Source organism: Cupriavidus alkaliphilus, assembly GCF_900094595.1.
In the GTDB taxonomy this organism is placed as follows: Bacteria; Pseudomonadota; Gammaproteobacteria; order Burkholderiales; family Burkholderiaceae; genus Cupriavidus; species Cupriavidus alkaliphilus.
Genome location: NZ_FMAD01000009.1, coordinates 87,761 through 105,049, shown reverse-complemented (window position 1 = coordinate 105,049; position 17,289 = coordinate 87,761). Strand labels below are relative to the sequence as shown.

Below are 17,289 nucleotides of genomic sequence, written 5' to 3'. Positions count from 1 at the left end.
CCCATGCATGGAAAACGGGGCCACATGGCCCCGTTTTTTACGCAGAAGTAGGTACGCTTTGACCCTGGCGGCCTTGTCGGGCAAGGCGCGGCTAAGATATGCGCTGGCCGCGCGCCCTTGCGGCGCCGGCCTGCTCCTCGACAACACCAACCAGAACAGGATCAGGATATGAAGCTGCAGTCCATGGTGCGCCATGCCACCTTCCGCCGACACCCGCGCCCGACCTTGCGCCGGGCCCTGTCGCATGCCGCCATCGCCATTGCCATGGGCGGCGCCGTGCTGGCCGCGGGCGCGGCCAGCGCGCAGACCGCCACGCCGCCGGCGCAGCAGAAGACCCAGGTGCCGGGCTACTACCGCATGATGATCGGCCAGCTGGAAGTCACCGCGCTCTATGACGGCTACATCGACCTGGACCCGAAGCTCTTCAAGTACACCAGCGCGCGTGAAGTGCAGAGCCTGCTGGCGCGGATGTTCGTGGCCTCGACGCCGGGCATGCAGACCGCGGTCAACGCCTACCTGATCCATACCGGCAGCCGGCTGGTGTTGGTCGACACCGGCGCGGCGGGCTGCTTCGGGCCGACGCTGGGACGCATCGGCGAGAATCTGCGCGCCGCGGGCTACGCGCCCGAGCAGGTCGATACCGTGCTGCTGACGCACCTGCATGGCGACCATGCCTGCGGCCTGGCCAGCGACGGCAAGGCCGCGTTCCCGAACGCCACGGTCTATGTCGACAAGGCCGACCTCGACTACTGGCTGAGCGATGCCAACGCCGCCGCGGCGCCGAAGGAGGCCCAGGGCCTGTTCGCCATGGCGCGTGCCGCGATCGCGCCGTACCAGGCGGCGCAGCGCCTGCGCACCTTCAACGGCGGCGCGGGCGGCGAGCCCGTTCCCGGCGTGCGCGTGGTGCAGGCCAACGGGCATACCCCGGGGCACAGCGGCTACCTGTTCACCTCGGGCAACGACAGCCTGCTGCTGTGGGGCGACATCGTGCACAACCACGCGCTGCAACTGCGCCGCCCGCAAGTGGCGATCGAATTCGACGTCGACAGCCACCAGGCCGTGATCACGCGCAAGCGCATCCTGGAGCAGGCCGCCAGGGGCCGGCTGTGGGTGGGCGGCGCGCATATGCCGTTCCCGGGGCTGGGCCATGTGCGCCGCGATAGCGCCGGCTACGCGTGGGTGCCGGCCGAGTATGGCCCGGTACGCGCCGACCGCTAGCCACGGGCGGCGGCTTTTCGCCTAGAGTCATCCTAGGGCCGCCGCGCGTACCGGATGCGTCGGCCCGGTCTGCCGGAGGACTTGCCATGCCTGCCAATGTGACCCGCCGCCGCTGGCTGCGCGCCGGCGCCGCGGCCCTGTTGCTGGCCGCACCCCTGGCGCGCGCCGTGCGCGCCCAGCCCGGGCCGGCGCCGGCCCGCGAGGCCGCGGCGCAGCGCATCGGCGTGATCGGCTCGGGCCGCATCGGGGGCACCGTCGGCGGCTTGTGGGTCAAGGCGGGGCATCCGGTCCTGTTCTCGTCGCGCCACCCGGAGGCGCTCAAGCCGCTGGTCGAAGAACTGGGTACGCTCGCGCGCGCCGGCACCGTGGCCGAGGCTATTGCGTTCTCGGACGTGCTGTTCCTGGCCACGCCCTATGGCGCGCTGCCGCAACTCAGCCGCGACCATGCCGGCGCCTGGCAAGGCAAGATCGTGCTCGATGCCACCAACGCCTATGCACACCGCGACGGCCCCATCGCCGACGAGGCGCGCCGCGATGGCATCGGCCTCACCACTGCGCGCTACCTGCGCGGCGCGCGCGTGGTGCGTGCCTTCAACTTCATGGGGGCGGCGCAGTTTGCCAGCGAGCATCACCGGCCCGGCGGGCTGGTGGCGGTGCCGATCGCGGGCGATGACCCGGCCGCGCTGCAGGTGGCCGCGCAACTGGTGCGCGATGCGGGATTCGAACCGGTGGTGGTCGGGCCGCTGGCCAGCGCCGATCGCTTTGCGCCGGGCGGGCCGCTGTTCCGGCAGGTGGGTACGGCCGAGGAATTCCGGCGGAAGATGGGGGAACGCTGACGCTTGGGATTGAAGCGGGCGGCTCAGGGCCGGCGCCGCTCCATCGCGACCATCGAGGGCGTAAAGCCGAGCTGGCCGAAGAAGGCCGCTTCGGACGAGCGCGCCGCGCGCAGCATCCAGCTGATATCGGGGTCGCTGCCGACGATATGCCGCACCAGGGCGCGGCCGATGCCATGGCGGCGGTGCCCGGGCGCGACCACCACCATCGACAGGAAGCCATCGCAGACGTCGTCGCACAGCGCGCGGGCAAAGCCGACCACCTCGCCTTTCTCGACCGCCACGGCCACGCGCTGCGAATTGGCCACCAGCCGCGCGAATTTTTCGGGCCCGCCGACCCGGTGAGCCCAGCCATTGGCGATCAGTAGTTGTCTGGCTGCCTCGAGGTCGTCGGGCAACAGGTTACGGATTTCCATTGGCGGCTCTCCCAGCAAAGCATGTACGGCCCCTCGCCGCCCCTTGCCACCAGGGGCGCCGCGAGTCGAGAACGGCACGGCAAGCCGTGCTGCGCAATTGGCGGAGTGTAGCGAGCGTGCGCGGGCGCGTCAATTTGGCGCCTGGCGCGCCGGGTAGTCGCTCACGGCAACGCGCCGGCGCGGTATCATCGCCTCCATGAACGCCCCCGTTTTCTCCTCCGCGCATCCGGCCGACCAGCTCGCCGAGTTCAGCGACGCGGATGCGGCGGTTGCCCGCATCCGCGAGATCTACGATGCATCGGTCGGCGCCGTGCGCGCGCGCTTCGATGCCTTCGCCGGCGGCAAGCCGCTGCCCTCGGCCGCGCACGCGTGCTATCCGTACCTGGGCATCTCGGTCAACATCGAGACCATGGTCACCGACAGCCGGCCGTCCTGGGGCACGGTGGCATACCCCGGCGTCTATGGCACCACCGTGACGCGCCCCGACCTGCTGGCCGATTACTACCGCGACCAGATCGAGCGGCTGATGCGCTATCACCGCGTGCCGGTAGTGGTGGGCCTGAGCCGGCGCCCGATCCCGCTGCCGTTCGTGATCGAGGCCTCGACCACCGACATCAGCTACACCCAGGCGCGCGAGCTGGAAGCCTCGTTCGTGCTGCCGGAGCTGAACCGCATCGACGACGGCATTGCCAACGGCACCTATGAGCCGGTGCCGGGCGAAGCCTGGCCGCTGTCGCTGTTCCCCGCCGAGCGCGTGGACCTGGCGCTGCAGCGGCTCTACCACTACACCGGCACGGCGCCGCAGCACTTCCAGCGCTTTGTGCTGTTCACCAACTACCAGCGCTATGTCGACGAATTCGTCGCGCTGGGGCGCGCGCTGATGGGCGACGGCGACGGCGGCGGCTACACCCGCTTCGTCGAGCCCGGCGACGTGGTGCAGGACCTGGGCGCGCCCGAACCCGACGACGCCACGCGCCCGCGCGTGCTGCCGCAGATGCCGGCCTACCACCTGGTGCGCGGCGACAAGCTGGGCGTGACGCTGGTCAATATCGGCGTGGGGCCGTCCAATGCCAAGACCATGACCGACCACCTCGCCGTGCTGCGGCCGCACTGCTGGCTGATGGTAGGCCACTGCGGCGGCCTGCGCCGCTCGCAGCAGCTCGGCGACTACGTGCTGGCGCACGCCTATGTGCGCGACGACCACGTGCTCGACCACGACCTGCCGCCGTGGGTGCCGGTGCCCCCCATTGCCGAGATCCAGGTGGCGCTGCAGGAAGCCGTGGCGCGCGTGACCGGGCTGTCCGGCAACGAGATGAAGACGCGCATGCGCACCGGCACGGTGGTATCGACCGACGACCGCAACTGGGAACTGAAGTCCAAGTCGCTGTACGCGCGCTTCAACCAGTCGCGCGCGATCGCCATCGACATGGAGAGCGCGGCGGTGGCCGCCAACGGCTTCCGCCTGCGCGTGCCGTATGGCACCCTGCTGTGCGTCTCGGACAAGCCGCTGCATGGCGAGCTCAAGCTGCGCGGCATGGCCAACGCGTTCTATCGCCAGCGCGTCAGCCAGCATATGACCATCGGTCTGGAAGCGATCCGCATCCTGCGCGAGAACGGCGTCGAACAGCTGCATTCGCGCAAGCTGCGCAGCTTTGACGAGCCGGCGTTCCGGTAGCGGTCGCCGCGCCTCCCGCTGGAATGCAAAAGGCCGGCGCCCGATGGGCGCCGGCCTTTTTGCCTTGCGTGGCGGGATCAGAACCGATACCCCACCCCGACGCTGAACAGCCACGGATTCAGGCTCACCTTGGAGACCTTGGTATCCCCCGCCTTCACGTCGCTCGACAGCCAGATCTTCTTGATGTCGGCGTTCAGGAACCAGTTCCTGGTCAGCTTGTAGTCCATGCCGATCTGCAGCGCCGGGCCCACGCTCCAGCCATCCAGCTGCAGTGAGTTGTTGGCGATGTTTTCGCCCCAGATGCGCGTGAAGTTCAGGCCTGCGCCGATATACGGGCGGAAGGTGCCGTTGGGAATGAGGTGGTACTGCATCAGCAGCGTCGGCGGCAGGTGCTTGAAGGTGCCGATCTTGTTGCCGTCGAGGTAGACGTTCTGCTTCTGCGGCACCGTCAGCACCAGTTCGGCGGCAAAGTTCGGCGTGAAGAAGTAGGTGACGTCGAGTTCGGGGATCCACTTGTTGTTGACCGTGATGCGGTCCGACCGGCCGACGCCGCCGACAGGATCCGAGCTGTGGGCCATGTCGAGGTAGGTGCCGCGCAGCCGCACCATCCAGTTGCCCTGGGCGTCGTCCGCGGCGGCCGCGGGCGTGGCGAAGGCGCCAAGCATGGCGCAGGCGGCGATGGCCGAACAGGTGGCGGTGCGAAGAGACAGTGTTTTCATGAGGTCTGCTTGGTTTGTTATCGAAGCCGCGCCCAGTGTGGCCGAGCGGGCCGGCGGGAGCCTTGACACAAAACAAGCGGAACCAAATGGTGCTCGCGGCGTCGCGATCGCGCTACAACGCTGCCACGACCGACGCGTCCTCGGACATCGCTTCTAACCACATGCGAAATGATTCGTAGCGCGGCCCGATGCTGCCGCTTACGCTGTGCGAAAGATCCGAGCACGCGCCACGCGTGTGCGGATCCGCACCAGGCATGTCGTGGGCGTCCGCAAGGGCGTCTTTCCGGGTGTGCCCCGTGGGGGCGGGGCACACCGGTTTTCTTGCGAAACGCTGCACGTCAGGCATCAGGCCACGGCGGCGCTGGCCGTGGCGTGAGCGCCGGCAGCAAAGCCCGCCTGCAGGTGCCGGTTCACGCCCGACAGCACCGCACGCAACGAAGCCGTGACGAGGTTGGCGTCGATGCCCGCGCCGAACCCGGTCGGCGAATCGCCCAAGCGGACTTCGACGTAGCAGGCTGCGCGCGCATCGGCGCCGGCGTTCATCGCATGCTCGTGGTAGTCCATCACGCGTACCGGCAGCTCCAGCGCATCGATGAAGGCGTCGATGGGGCCGTTGCCGCTGCCGCGCACGCTGCAGGGCTGGCCGTCGCGCTCCATCTGCACCGTAATCACGGTGGCGCCGGTACTGTCCGTTGCCAGCTGGTGCGAGACATAGCGCAGCGGCGCCTCGCGCGCCAGGTACTCGCGCTGGAACAGGCCGTAAAGGTCGCCGGCGCTCGCTTCCAGCCCGGTGTCGTCGGTCATGGCCTGCACCGCGCGGCCGAACTCGATCTGCAGGCGGCGCGGCAGATAGAGGCCATGCACCTGTTCCAGCAGGTACGCCATGCCGCCCTTGCCCGACTGGCTGTTGACGCGGATCACCGCGTCGTAGCTGCGGCCCAGGTCGGCCGGGTCGATCGGCAGGTAGGGCACTTCCCAGATCGCGCCCGGCTGCTGCTGCGCGAAGCCCTTGCGGATCGCATCCTGGTGCGAGCCCGAGAACGCGGTGAACACCAGGTCGCCCACATACGGATGGCGCGGGTGCACCGGCAGCTGGTTGCAGTGCTCCACGCACTGGCGCACCGCATCGATGTCGGAGAAGTCCAGTTGCGGCGCCACGCCCTGCGTATAGAGGTTCAGCGCCAGCGTCACCAGGTCGACGTTGCCGGTGCGCTCGCCGTTGCCGAACAGGCAGCCCTCGACGCGGTCGGCGCCCGCCATCAAAGCCAGCTCCGCCGCCGCCACCGCGGTGCCGCGGTCGTTGTGCGGGTGCACCGACAGCGCGATGTGCTCGCGCCGCGCAAGGCGGCGGTGCATCCATTCGATCTGATCGGCGAACACGTTGGGCGTGCTGCATTCCACCGTGGTCGGCAGGTTCAGGATCATCGGGCGCCCCGGTCCGGCCTGCCACGCGGCCGACACCGCGTCGCTGACTTCCAGCGAGAAATCGAGCTCGGCCAGGCTGAAGGTCTCGGGCGAATACTCGTAGGTCCACGCGGTCTCGGGCATGGCATCGGTCAGCGCCTTGATCAGGCGCGTGCCCGCTACCGCGACTTCCTTGATTTCGTCGCGCGAGGCATTGAAGACGATGCGCCGCCAGGCCGGTGCGATCGGGTTGTACAGGTGCACGATGGCGCGTGCCGCGCCGCGCACGGATTCGACGGTGCGGCGGATCAGGTCTTCGCGCGACTGCGTCAGCACGACGATGGTGACGTCGTCGGGGATGCGCCGTTCTTCGATCAGCATGCGCACGAAGTCGAAGTCGGTCTGCGACGCGGCGGGGAACGCCACTTCGATTTCCTTCAGGCCGATCTTCACCAGCTGTTCGAAGAATCGCAGCTTGCGCGCCGGGTTCATCGGCTCGATCAGCGCCTGGTTGCCGTCGCGCAGGTCGGTGCTCATCCAGCGCGGCGCGCGCGTGATGGTGCGGCCGGGCCAGGTGCGGTCAGGAAGGTCGACGGTGGCGGCGGGGCGGTACTTGGTGGCGGGATTGAACAGCATGCGGGTTCTCCTTCCTCGCAAGGGAAGATGAAAAATGGAAAAACGGGAAAAGGGTGGCGCAAGGCTGCCGAACTGCCACGGGGCCCTAGGCCCGGCAACCGATCGGTAGGCTTAGCAGTAGCGAGGAAGCGCCAAGGGCGCGGCCCGATGCCAGGGCAGCCAGCACGCGTGCGCGGGCAGCGATGCGGGACGCATCGGCAGCCTGGCGGGGAGTGCTGGTGTAACGGTTCATCGTGGCTGGAGTGGGAGGGCCGCGGCCGCTCCGCGTGGATGCGCATGCAGCGCAGGTCCCTGGGAACGGGCAAGGTTAGTCGACAAGTCCCGGCCTGGTCAAGCATGGCGCGCGTGCCGTCGTGCGCAGCAGTCGGTCGTGGCCCGATCAGGGGATCGCGGAAACGGGCTGCGCCAAACGGTTGGGGGCCGGCTGCGGCAAGTGTTGGGAGACCCCTGTTTTCCCTCGGCCGAATGGCGATGTACTGCGCTGAATGGATGACTCGCGGCGATGTTCTGTGCGCTGCACCTCAGTCCTCTGGCTGGTATTGCGCGGGCTACTTTGTGCCTAGGCTGTTAGCGCGGGAAAAACACGACACGGGGGGAACATCATGAGACTGAGAACGTGGGCATCCTGGCTGGCGGGTTCGGCCGCGGCCTTGTTGCTGGCGGCATGCGGCGGCGGCGGTGGCAGCAGCGCGCCCGCCGCGCCGGCATCGGGCGGCACCACCACGCAGCTGACCTATACCGCGAAGATGAGCGTGACCTCGGGCGAGGTCGGCGTCGGCCGCACGCTGACCATCAGCGCCTTGGCCGTGGACAGCAACGGCGTCGACGTATCGGGCAACACCACCTTCGACTGGACCAGCACCGACAGCGCCGTCGCCACCGTGACGCCGGGCGCCGGCACGCCGGGCAGTGCCGTGGTCCGGGGCGTGGCGCCGGGCACCACCACCGTACAGGTGGTGGCCACGGTCCGGGGCACCGACAACACCACCGTGCAGCTGCCCGCGCAAGCGGCCACCATCACCGTGGTGCCGGCGTCGGCGCTGAGCTATACGCTGTCGATGCCCGCCACCAGCCTGTCGATGAGCGACGGCCAGGAGCTGCCGGTCAAGGTGACGCTGCTCGACAGCAACGGCAGCGATGTGTCGGCCAGCGTCTCCAACTGGGCCTGGTCCAGCAGCGGCACCGCGGTCCAGGTCACGGCCAGCCAGAACAGCGCCACGCTGAAGGCCAGCAACGGCTCGCCGACGACCGCGGCCACGGCCAGTGTCTCGGTGTCGGTGACCGCGCCTGACGGACATGCCCTCGCCGGCGTGATCGCGGTGACGGTGCAGAAGAACGGCGCCGCGGCCTATCGCGTGGTGACCACCAAGGGCGGACGCGAGGTCAATGCGCTGCAGGTGTTCAGCAATCGTCCCGACACCTTCACCGCGCGCGTGCTGCGCCACGACGGCCAGGACGTGACCGCGGATTTCGACGGCACCTGGAGCTACACGGCGACCTCGGCGACGCTGTCGGCAACCGAAGCCGCGGGTACGCATGACGCCACGGTGCGTACCAGCCTGGCCGGCGACACCGGTCCGGTGCAGGGCAGCCTGACGGTGACCGCGGCCAGCAGCAAGCTCGGCGAGCGCCGCAGCGCCACCCTGACGGTGACGGAGAACCCGCTGTGGGCACTGGTGGGCGACAACCAGGACCCGATCACGCTGCTGCTGCTGGCGCCGATGCCGATCGAGGTCACCGCGCGCATGAAGCACCTGGGCGAGGATGCGCAGTTCACCGCATGCAAGGACTGGGCATGGTCCAGCACCGGGCCGGTGTCGCTGAGCCCGAGCATGGTGATGCTGCCCAACCAGGTGCGCGCCAGCGGCACCGGGCCCGGCGACTTCACCATCACCGCGACCTGCACCGCGGTCGCCGACAATACGCCGCTGAAGCTGGTCTTCTACGGTACGGTCAAGTAAGCGCCGGCATCCCGCAACTGGCCAGACGCCCTCCGCACGGAGGGCGTTCTGCTTTCCAAGACACAGACGGTTTGCTCCCCTCTCCCGCAAGCGCGAGAAGTACACAAGCGGCAGGAATACGACGAAGCGTACCCGTTTCTGCGTGGCCGCCTTCGACACTTCCCGGCATGCACGGCAGGTGAGCGCACAAAGCGTACCCAATTCTGCGTGCATGGGCGCCAGCCTTGAAATGAGCCGGATTGACCAGCAAAAGGCCCACGCCGCCGTCTGCAAGGACGCACGGGCGCACGCAAACCGCCGCTTGCCGCGACCATGCGGCAGCCGCGGGCGTACCCGTTTCTGCGTGGATCTCGAGGGAGGGAAAAAGCGCGCTTCAGCGCTTGCGCACGAAGCGCACCACCTGCTCGGCAGGCTTGTCCTGGCCGGTGGGCGTGCTGGTATTGGTGCTGGTATTGGCGCCGCAGGTATTGCAGCCGCCGTCGTCGCAGCCGCTGGCGCAGCCTGCCGCGGACTGCGGCGCCAGCCAGCGTGCCAGGCGCCCGCGCCAGCCGGTGGCGGCAGGGCCGCCCAGGCGCGCCGCCAGCGCCGCCTTGACGCGCTCGCGCGTGCGCGGCGCGTAGCGCGCCACCACCGACACCGCGCACGCCAGCACGATCAGCGGGACCAGCAGGGTTTCGATGGCGTGGTAAAGGCTCATGGCGGCGGCTGGCTTCAGCTGAACAGCAGCGCGACGCGGTAGGTCACGAACGCGGCCAGGTAGGCCAGCCCGGTCAGGTAGGCGGCCGACAGCGCCATCACCTTCCAGGAATCGGTCTCGCGCCGGATCACCGCCAGCGTGGAGATGCACTGCGGCGCGAACACGTACCAGGCCAGCAGCGACAGCGCGGTGGCCAGCGACCATTGCGCGGCGATCATCGGTGCCAGCTGCGTGGCCACGGTCTCTTCGCTGCCCGACAGCGCGTAGACGGTGGCCAGCGCACCCACGGCGACTTCGCGCGCGGCCAGCCCCGGCACCAGCGCAATGCAGATCTGCCAGTTGAAGCCCACCGGCGCGAACACTTTCTGCAGCGCATGGCCGATCATGCCGGCAAAGCTGTAGTCGATCGCCGGCGCGGTCGCGCCCTCGGGCGCGGACGGGAAGGTCGACAGGAACCACAGCAGCACGGTCAGCGCCAGGATCACCTTGCCCACGCGCGACAGGAAGATGCGGGCACGCTCCCACAGGCCGATGGCGATGTCGCGCGGATTGGGGATGCGGTACGACGGCAGCTCCATCAGCAGCGGATGGTCGGTGCGGTCGCGGCGCAGGAACTTGAGCGCATAGGCCACCACCAGCGCGCTGACGATGCCGGCCACGTACAGCGCGAACAGCACCAGCCCCTGCAGGTTGAACAGGCCCATCACGGTACGCTCGGGGATGAATGCGCCGATCAGCAGCGCATAGACCGGCAGCCGCGCCGAGCAGGTCATCAGCGGCGCCACCAGGATGGTGGTGAGCCGGTCGCGCGGGTCCTGGATGGTGCGCGTGGCCATGATGCCGGGGATGGCGCAGGCAAAGCTGGACAGCAGCGGGATGAACGAGCGCCCCGACAACCCCGCGCCCATCATCAGGCGGTCGAGCAGGAACGCCGCGCGCGGCAGGTAGCCGGATTCCTCCAGCGTCAGGATGAACAGAAACAGGATCAGGATCTGCGGCAGGAACACCACCACGCTGCCCAGCCCGGCGACCAGGCCGTCGACCAGCAGGCTCTTGAGCATGCCGTCGGGCAACCAGGCGCCCAGCATCTCGCCGGCCCAGTGCACGCCGCCCTCGATGCCGTCCATCAGCGGCTCGGCCCACGAGAACACCGCCTGGAACATCAGGAACAGCAGCACCGCCAGCAGCAGCAGGCCGAACACCGGGTGCAGCACGATGCGGTCGAGGCGGTCGTCCAGCGCGGCGGTGCGCGCCGGCATGCTCACCGCGGCCGACAGCAGGCGGTTGACTTCGGCATGCACGTCGAAGTCCGGGCCGGACGCAGCGCCGGCCGGCGGGGCCGGCGGCAGCGTGGCATCGAGCAGGCTGACCAGCGCCGCGGCGCCGTCGCGCCGGACCGCCACGGTGCTGACCACCGGCACGCCCAGCGCGGCCGACAGCTTGTCGCGGTCGATCTGGATGCCGCGGCGCGCGGCCGCGTCGCTCATATTGAGCACCACCACCATCGGCAGTCCCAGCTGGCGCAGCTCCAGCACGAAGCGCAGGTGCAGGCGCAGGTTGGTGGCGTCGACCACCGACACCAGCAGGTCCGGACGCGCTTCGCCGGCGCGCTGGCCCAGGCAGACATCGCGCGTGATGGCTTCATCGAGGCTGGCCGCATGCAGGCTGTAGGCGCCGGGCAGGTCCAGGATGCGTACCTGGCGCCCCGCCGGCGACACGAAAAAGCCTTCCTTGCGCTCGACGGTGACGCCGGCGTAGTTGGCCACCTTCTGGCGGCTGCCGGTCAGGCGGTTGAACAGTGCGGTCTTGCCGCAATTGGGATTGCCGACCAGCGCAATGCGCAGGGCAGAAGGGGAAGCAGCAGACATAATCCGGGGAAGGCTCAGGCGGTCCGCTTGGCGGACGGTTGGGCAGTCTCGTCGCCCTGCGTGACGGGGGCGAGGCGGGTGACCGAGGCGCTGGCGATTTCCACGCCGATGCGCGCCGCCTCCGAGCGGCGCAGCGCAAAGCGCGTGAAGCCTACCTGCGCCACCAGCGGGTCCATGCCGAACGGCCCGTAGGCGATGACCTGCACGGCTTCGCCGGCAACGAAGCCCAGTTCGCGCAGGCGGCGCGCAACCGGATCCCCTGGGGTGGCGTCGTCCACCGATTGCACTACGGCGGGCGTGCGCCGTGGAAGTTCAGACAACCGCATCATGCTTCCAGTCCGTGGCGCGGCCTGCCGCCAAGCGGTCGGTGCGACCGCGCCGGGGTATGTAAATGAAAATCGTTTTCATTGTATCGCAAATGAGGCTTTACGTTGCCCCCTCAAAGGGCGGGCACGCCAGCCTTGCCGCACCTGGCACGGCAGGAGGCGAATGATAACCGCTAAGGGGACGAATGGCTGAGCGCAGGCCGTGGCGATAAGGCCCCGATGAGCCGTTATTCAAGCGATGCAAAACCGCGGTTCGGCAATGAGACACCGAATCCGCGCGATTCCTGTCATCGCTTGCAATTACTGCATTTGCGTTATGGCTGCCGCAAGCCAGCGGCGTTAAGCTCACAGCACGCTGAACACCCCGTTCCACGCGTACTTCACAAGCCATCGGTCCCTGGACCGGTGGCTTTTTCTTTATGGCCGCGCTTTGGCGGCGCCGCCTTGCCCGCCACCATGGCGACGAAGTGGTCGCGCGCCGGATGGTCCGGCGCCGTCTTCCATGCGCAATAGACCTCCGAGCGCACCGCCGCCTCCGCCAGCGGCCGGAATGCCGCGCCGGCCATGCCCGAGCGCGCCAGCGCCGCCGGCACCACCGCCACCCCCATGCCCTGCGACACCAGCGACACCACCGACAGCCAGTGCCGCACCTCGTGCCGGATCTGCGGGAAGAAGCCTTGCGCGGCGCACATGTCGAAGATCCGGCTGTAATAGTCCGGCGAGGCCTTGCGCGAGAACAGCACGAACGGCTCGCCGCGCAACGACGTCAGCGGCAGCTCCGCCAGCGCGGCCAGCGCATGGTCGGCGGGCAGGCAGCAGACAAAGGGTTCGGAATGCACCAGCGTGGCCTGCAGCGTGTCGGGGACCCGGCCGGTGTGGATGAAGGCGGCGTCGAGCTCGTCATGCAGCAGCGCGTCGATCTGTTCCTGCGAATTGAGCTCGGTCAGCGCCACGTGGATGCCGGGATAGGCCGCCTCGAACTCGCGCAGCGTCTGCGGCAGACCCCGGTACAGCATCGAGCCGACAAAGCCCACGCGCAGCCGGCCGATGGCGCCCGCTTCGATCTCGCGCGCCAGTACCCGCGCCGCCTCGGCCTGCGCCAGCAGCGCCGTGGCGGATTCTCGAAAGGCCCGGCCGGCCGCGGTCAGCCGCACGCCGCGGCTGTCGCGGTCGAACAGCCGCGCCCCGACCGAGGCCTCGAGCTGCTGGATATTGAGCGACAGCGGCGGCTGCGAAATGGCAAGCCGGCGCGCGGCGCGGCCGAAGTGCAGTTCCTCGGCCAGCACGAGGAAGTAACGCAGGTGGCGGAATTCCATGGCGATACAGAAATTATATGGATCAAGCCAATTTTAGAATTAGACGCAAATCCATGGGGTTTGAATAATGGAGCCCAAAGGGGCCGCCAGCCGGCACCGCCATACCAGGAGACCTGCCATGCCATCCAGCGCCGTGCGCGACATCCCCCAGCAACACCACGCCGCGCAAGCGCCTGCCGCCGTGCATCCGGTGCCTGACCGCCAGGGCGGCAGCCTGCTCGCCGCCGACCCGGACCTGCGCGCACTGCTGCCGCTGTACCTGCCGCCCGACCTGTTCAACCACCTGTTGCCGCACCTCGAACGCATGGGCGCGCTGGCCGGCGGCGTGCTCGACGAGCTGGCCGGCGTGGCCGACCGCAACCCGCCGGAACTGACTTACCGCACCCGCGCCGGCGTGGATGCGCAGCGCATTGACAAGCACCCGGCCTATGTCGAGATGGAGCGCGTGGCCTTTGCCGAATTCGGCCTGGCCGCGGCGTCGCACCGCGGCGGCGTGCTGGGCTGGGACAAGCCCATGCCGCCGGCGGCAAAGTACGCGCTTACGTATTTATTCGTGCAGGCGGAGTTCGGCCTGTGCTGCCCGCTGTCGATGACCGATTCGCTGACGCGCACGCTGCGCAAGTTCGGCGACCCGGCGCTGGTCGGGCGCTTCCTGCCCAACCTGACCACGCAGGCGTTTGACGACCTGTACCAGGGCGCGATGTTCATGACCGAGCAGGGCGCCGGCTCCGACGTCGCCGCCACCGCCACCCGCGCGGTGCGCGATGCCTCGGCCGAGGGCGGCTGGCGCCTGCATGGCGACAAGTGGTTCTGCTCCAACCCCGATGCCGCGCTGGCGATGGTGCTGGCGCGCGTGGAAGACGAGGCCGGCAACGCCGTGCCCGGCCACAAGGGCGTGTCGCTGTTCCTGCTGCCGCGCAAGCTGGAAGACGGCAGCGCCAACCACTACCGCATCATCCGGCTCAAGGACAAGCTGGGCACGCGCTCGATGGCCAGCGGCGAGATCCGCCTGGAAGGCGCGCACGCTTACCTGGTGGGCGAACCGGGCCGCGGCTTCGTGCAGATGGCCGACATGATCAACAACTCGCGCCTGTCCAACGGCGTGCGCGCCGCCGGGCTGATGCGCCGCGCGCTGACCGAGGGCCTGTTCATCGCGCGCGAGCGCCAGGCCTTCGGCAAGCGCCTGCAGGACATGCCGCTGATGCGCCGCCAGCTGCTCAAGCTGACGCTGCCGACCGAGCAGGCGCGCACCATGGTATTCCAGACCGCCGAGGCGCTGCGCCGCGCCGACGCGGGCGAGCCCGACGCCTACGCGCTGATGCGCATCCTGACCCCGCTGATCAAGTTCCGCGCCTGCCGCGACGCGCGCAAGGTCACCGGCGACGCCATGGAGATTCGCGGCGGCTGCGGCTATATCGAGGAATGGAGCGACCCGCGCCTGGTGCGCGACGCCCACCTCGGCTCGATCTGGGAAGGCACCAGCAATATCGTCGCGCTCGACGTGCTGCGCGCGGTCCGGCGCGAGGGCGCATTGCCGGTGTTGCAGGCGCACCTGGCCGGGCTGCTGGCCGATACGCCGCTGCAGGCCGACGCCCGCGCCGTGTTCGAAGGCGCCATCGCCAGCGCCGGGCGACTGGCCGGCCACGCCGCCGCGGCCGGCGCCGACGGCGAACTGCTGGCGCGCCAGGCGGCCTCGGCGCTGTACCACGTGACCAGCGCGGTGGCGATGGCCTGGGAAGCCGGGCGCATCGGCTCGGTGCGCCGCATGCGTCTGGCGCAGCTGGTGCTGCGCCACCGCGTGCTGCCGCAGGACCCGCTGGCGGCAAGCGCCGAGCCGGAGTGGCTGGCCGAGACCGTGGCGCCCCCTGCTGACGGCGTGGTGCGCGCAGCAGGCGCGGTCGCAGACGTCAACGTGTTCTGACACCGCCAACCCGAAGCCCATTGTTTGCTCCCCTCTCCCGCAAGCGGGAGAGGGCGCAGCCCCCACCATCCCGCTTACCCGCGGGAGACGTCCTACACCAGGAGACAACACCATGAAACTCTGGCACCGCGTCGCGGCCATCGCCGCGTGCTCGCTGTTTATCGCCCCCGCCTTCGCGCAGAAGGACTTCCCGTCCAAGCCGATCATGATGGTGGTCACCTATCCGCCGGGCGGGCCCACCGATGCCATGGCGCGCACGCTCGCCGCCGCGCTCAAGACCAGCCTGGGCCAGCCGGTGGTGGTCGAGAACCGTGCCGGCGCCGGCGGCAATATCGGCGCCGAGGCAGTGGCGCGCGCCGAGCCCGACGGCTACACGCTGATGTTCGGCACCTCGGCGCCGCTGGCGATCAACGTCAGCCTGTACCGAAAGATCAACTACGACCCGGTCAAGAGCTTCACCCCGGTGATCCAGATCGGCCAGCTGCCCAACGTGCTGGTGGTCAATCCGTCGGTGCCGGCCAAGAACGTCAACGAGCTGATCGCCTATGGCAAGGCCAACCCCGGCAAGCTGACCTATGCCTCGTCGGGCAATGGCGCTTCGTCGCACCTGGCCGGCGTGCTGTTCAACAACGTCACCGGCACCGATTTCCAGCACATTCCGTACAAGGGCACCGGCCCCGCGCTGAACGACCTCCTGGGCGGCCAGGTCAGCATGACTTTCACCGACGTGCTGACCGCGATGCCCTTCATCAAGAGCGGCAAGGTGCGCGCGCTGGGCGTGACCACCAGGGCGCGCTCGCAGGCGCTGCCCGACGTGCCGACCGTGGCCGAGCAGGGCGTGCACGGGTTTGACGTGTCGGTGTTCTTCGGCGTGGTCGCGCCGGCCGGCACGCCGGCGGAGGTGGTCGGCAAGCTAAACCGCGCCTTTGCCGACGCGCTGAAGCAGCCCGAGGTGCGCAAGACGCTGCAGGCGCAAGGCCTGGAGTTCGCGCCGTCGACCACGCCGGAGCAGCTCGGCAGCTTCGTCAAGGCGGAGGTGGGCAAGTGGCGTGCGGTGGTGCAGAAGTCCGGTGCCCAGCTCGATTGACGACGCCGAGGGAATCGCAGCCATGACCCAAGCCAATCCCGGCGCGCTCGCCGGCATCCGCGTGGTCGACCTGTCGCGCATCCTGGGCGGCCCGTACTGCGGCCAGATCCTGGGCGACCACGGCGCCGACGTGCTCAAGATCGAACCGCCGCAGGGCGACGACACCCGTACCTGGGGCCCGCCGTTCAAGGACGGCGTGGCCTCCTACTACTTCGGCCTCAACCGCAACAAGCGCGTGATGCGGCTGGACCTGACCGCGGAACCCGACCGCGAGGTGCTGCTGGCCCTGCTGGCCGACGCGGACGTGCTGGTCGAGAACTTCAAGACCGGCACGCTGGAGAAGTGGGGGCTGGGCTACGACGTGCTGTCGGCGCGCTTCCCGCGGCTGGTGCATTGCCGCGTGTCCGGCTTCGGCGCCGACGGCCCGCTGGGCGGCCTGCCCGGCTACGATGCCGCGATCCAGGCCATGTCCGGCATCATGAGCATCAACGGCGAGGCCGATGGCGATCCGCTGCGGGTGGGCTTGCCGGTGGTCGACATGGTGACCGGCCTCAACGCCGTGATCGGCGTGCTGCTGGCGCTGCAGGAGCGCGCCCGCAGCGGGCGCGGGCAGTTCGTCGAGGCCGCGCTCTATGACTCGGGGCTGTCGCTGCTGCATCCGCACGCGGCCAACTGGTTCATGAGCGGCAAGACGCCGCAGCGCACCGGCAATGCGCATCCCAACATCTATCCGTACGACACCGTCGCCACCGCCACCGACCCGGTCTTCCTGGCGGTGGGCAACGACCGGCAGTTCCGCATCCTGTGCGAGCACCTGCAGGTGCCGGCGCTGGCCGACGACGAGCGCTACGCCACCGCCGGCGCGCGTTCGGTCAATCGCGTGGCGCTCAAGGCCGAACTGGAAGCGCGCATGCGCACCCGCGACGGCAAGGCGCTGGCGGATACGCTGGTAGCCGCCGGCGTGCCGTGCGCGCCGGTGCTGTCGGTGGCCGATGCCTTGCGGCATCCGCATACGCGGCACCGCGAGATGGTGGTGGAGATGGAAGGGGGGTACCAGGGATTGGGGGCGCCGGTGAAGCTGAGCCGGACGCCGGCGACGTACCGGTATGCGCCATTGACTGAAGGGAACGAATTCCTCGAATAGGAGCGACGTGGCGGCTTCGCACCGCTGGTTTGCTCCCCTCGCCCGCTTGCGGGAGAGGGGCAGGGGGT

General features: G+C 69.2%; 14 protein-coding genes. 7 read left to right on the top strand and 7 right to left on the bottom strand.

Annotation, left to right across the window (positions count from 1 at the left end):
• Positions 1 to 168 precede the first annotated feature (168 nt).
• Positions 169 to 1,218, top strand: coding sequence for an MBL fold metallo-hydrolase (locus tag GA0116996_RS19225; protein ID WP_092314820.1), 1,050 nt, complete (start codon positions 169 to 171; stop codon positions 1,216 to 1,218).
• A gap of 86 nt (positions 1,219 to 1,304) precedes the next feature.
• Complete coding sequence (locus tag GA0116996_RS19220) at positions 1,305 to 2,054, top strand: NADPH-dependent F420 reductase (RefSeq protein ID WP_092314818.1); 750 nt, start codon at positions 1,305 to 1,307, stop codon at positions 2,052 to 2,054.
• A 23-nt stretch (positions 2,055 to 2,077) separates the two neighbouring features.
• On the opposite strand, the gene GA0116996_RS19215 is transcribed toward GA0116996_RS19220, so the two are convergent.
• Positions 2,078 to 2,467 (bottom strand): GNAT family N-acetyltransferase, encoded by a 390-nt coding sequence (locus GA0116996_RS19215; RefSeq protein WP_012354928.1) that lies wholly within the window; start codon positions 2,465 to 2,467, stop codon positions 2,078 to 2,080.
• Between the two features lie 196 nt (positions 2,468 to 2,663).
• Between GA0116996_RS19215 and GA0116996_RS19210 the strand changes: the two genes are divergently transcribed.
• Positions 2,664 to 4,142, top strand: coding sequence for an AMP nucleosidase (locus tag GA0116996_RS19210; protein WP_165835186.1), 1,479 nt, complete (start codon positions 2,664 to 2,666; stop codon positions 4,140 to 4,142).
• Positions 4,143 to 4,219: 77 nt separating this feature from the next.
• Here the strand turns inward: GA0116996_RS19210 and GA0116996_RS19205 are convergent, their stop codons facing one another.
• Together GA0116996_RS19205 and leuA are read right to left on the bottom strand one after the other, a co-directional pair.
• On the bottom strand, positions 4,220 to 4,861 hold the full coding sequence (locus tag GA0116996_RS19205) for an OmpW/AlkL family protein (protein ID WP_092314814.1): 642 nt from the start codon (positions 4,859 to 4,861) through the stop codon (positions 4,220 to 4,222).
• 345 nt (positions 4,862 to 5,206) lie between these two features.
• On the bottom strand, positions 5,207 to 6,901 hold the full coding sequence (leuA, locus tag GA0116996_RS19200) for a 2-isopropylmalate synthase (RefSeq protein ID WP_092314812.1): 1,695 nt from the start codon (positions 6,899 to 6,901) through the stop codon (positions 5,207 to 5,209).
• 602 nt (positions 6,902 to 7,503) lie between these two features.
• Here leuA and GA0116996_RS19195 point away from each other — a divergent pair.
• Positions 7,504 to 8,862, top strand: coding sequence for a hypothetical protein (locus GA0116996_RS19195; protein ID WP_092314810.1), 1,359 nt, complete (start codon positions 7,504 to 7,506; stop codon positions 8,860 to 8,862).
• 373 nt (positions 8,863 to 9,235) lie between these two features.
• On the opposite strand, the gene GA0116996_RS19190 is transcribed toward GA0116996_RS19195, so the two are convergent.
• The 4 genes from GA0116996_RS19190 to GA0116996_RS19175 form a co-directional block, all read right to left on the bottom strand.
• A complete protein-coding gene (locus GA0116996_RS19190) occupies positions 9,236 to 9,559 on the bottom strand; it encodes a DUF6587 family protein (RefSeq protein WP_092314808.1) in 324 nt (107 codons plus the stop codon).
• A 14-nt stretch (positions 9,560 to 9,573) separates the two neighbouring features.
• Positions 9,574 to 11,427, bottom strand: coding sequence for a ferrous iron transport protein B (feoB, locus tag GA0116996_RS19185; protein ID WP_092314806.1), 1,854 nt, complete (start codon positions 11,425 to 11,427; stop codon positions 9,574 to 9,576).
• A 14-nt stretch (positions 11,428 to 11,441) separates the two neighbouring features.
• Entirely contained in the window at positions 11,442 to 11,753 is a 312-nt protein-coding gene (locus GA0116996_RS19180) for a FeoA family protein (RefSeq protein WP_092314804.1), read from the bottom strand.
• 380 nt (positions 11,754 to 12,133) lie between these two features.
• A complete protein-coding gene (locus tag GA0116996_RS19175; protein ID WP_092314803.1) occupies positions 12,134 to 13,069 on the bottom strand; it encodes a LysR family transcriptional regulator in 936 nt (311 codons plus the stop codon).
• Between the two features lie 118 nt (positions 13,070 to 13,187).
• Here GA0116996_RS19175 and GA0116996_RS19170 point away from each other — a divergent pair, with 118 nt between their 5' ends.
• From GA0116996_RS19170 to GA0116996_RS19160, 3 genes are all read left to right on the top strand, one after another.
• Positions 13,188 to 14,990 carry an acyl-CoA dehydrogenase family protein gene (locus tag GA0116996_RS19170; protein ID WP_092314801.1) on the top strand — a complete coding sequence of 601 codons (1,803 nt, stop codon included), beginning with the start codon at positions 13,188 to 13,190 and terminating at the stop codon, positions 14,988 to 14,990.
• A 112-nt stretch (positions 14,991 to 15,102) separates the two neighbouring features.
• Positions 15,103 to 16,077 (top strand): Bug family tripartite tricarboxylate transporter substrate binding protein, encoded by a 975-nt coding sequence (locus GA0116996_RS19165; RefSeq protein ID WP_092314799.1) that lies wholly within the window; start codon positions 15,103 to 15,105, stop codon positions 16,075 to 16,077.
• 22 nt (positions 16,078 to 16,099) lie between these two features.
• Positions 16,100 to 17,221: a CaiB/BaiF CoA transferase family protein gene (locus GA0116996_RS19160; protein ID WP_092315110.1), complete on the top strand. Its 1,122-nt coding sequence runs from the start codon at positions 16,100 to 16,102 to the stop codon at positions 17,219 to 17,221.
• Positions 17,222 to 17,289: the final 68 nt, after the last annotated feature.

Excerpts from the sequence above, each read along its gene's own strand:
- GA0116996_RS19225 (WP_092314820.1), top strand. The coding sequence starts at position 169 with ATGAAGCTGCAGTCCATGGTGCGCCATGCCACCTTCCGCCGACACCCG.
- GA0116996_RS19220 (WP_092314818.1), top strand. The coding sequence starts at position 1,305 with ATGCCTGCCAATGTGACCCGCCGCCGCTGGCTGCGCGCCGGCGCCGCG.
- GA0116996_RS19215 (WP_012354928.1), bottom strand. The coding sequence starts at position 2,467 with ATGGAAATCCGTAACCTGTTGCCCGACGACCTCGAGGCAGCCAGACAA.
- GA0116996_RS19210 (WP_165835186.1), top strand. The coding sequence starts at position 2,664 with ATGAACGCCCCCGTTTTCTCCTCCGCGCATCCGGCCGACCAGCTCGCC.
- GA0116996_RS19205 (WP_092314814.1), bottom strand. The coding sequence starts at position 4,861 with ATGAAAACACTGTCTCTTCGCACCGCCACCTGTTCGGCCATCGCCGCC.
- leuA (WP_092314812.1), bottom strand. The coding sequence starts at position 6,901 with ATGCTGTTCAATCCCGCCACCAAGTACCGCCCCGCCGCCACCGTCGAC.
- GA0116996_RS19195 (WP_092314810.1), top strand. The coding sequence starts at position 7,504 with ATGAGACTGAGAACGTGGGCATCCTGGCTGGCGGGTTCGGCCGCGGCC.
- GA0116996_RS19190 (WP_092314808.1), bottom strand. The coding sequence starts at position 9,559 with ATGAGCCTTTACCACGCCATCGAAACCCTGCTGGTCCCGCTGATCGTG.
- feoB (WP_092314806.1), bottom strand. The coding sequence starts at position 11,427 with ATGTCTGCTGCTTCCCCTTCTGCCCTGCGCATTGCGCTGGTCGGCAAT.
- GA0116996_RS19180 (WP_092314804.1), bottom strand. The coding sequence starts at position 11,753 with ATGCGGTTGTCTGAACTTCCACGGCGCACGCCCGCCGTAGTGCAATCG.
- GA0116996_RS19175 (WP_092314803.1), bottom strand. The coding sequence starts at position 13,069 with ATGGAATTCCGCCACCTGCGTTACTTCCTCGTGCTGGCCGAGGAACTG.
- GA0116996_RS19170 (WP_092314801.1), top strand. The coding sequence starts at position 13,188 with ATGCCATCCAGCGCCGTGCGCGACATCCCCCAGCAACACCACGCCGCG.
- GA0116996_RS19165 (WP_092314799.1), top strand. The coding sequence starts at position 15,103 with ATGAAACTCTGGCACCGCGTCGCGGCCATCGCCGCGTGCTCGCTGTTT.
- GA0116996_RS19160 (WP_092315110.1), top strand. The coding sequence starts at position 16,100 with ATGACCCAAGCCAATCCCGGCGCGCTCGCCGGCATCCGCGTGGTCGAC.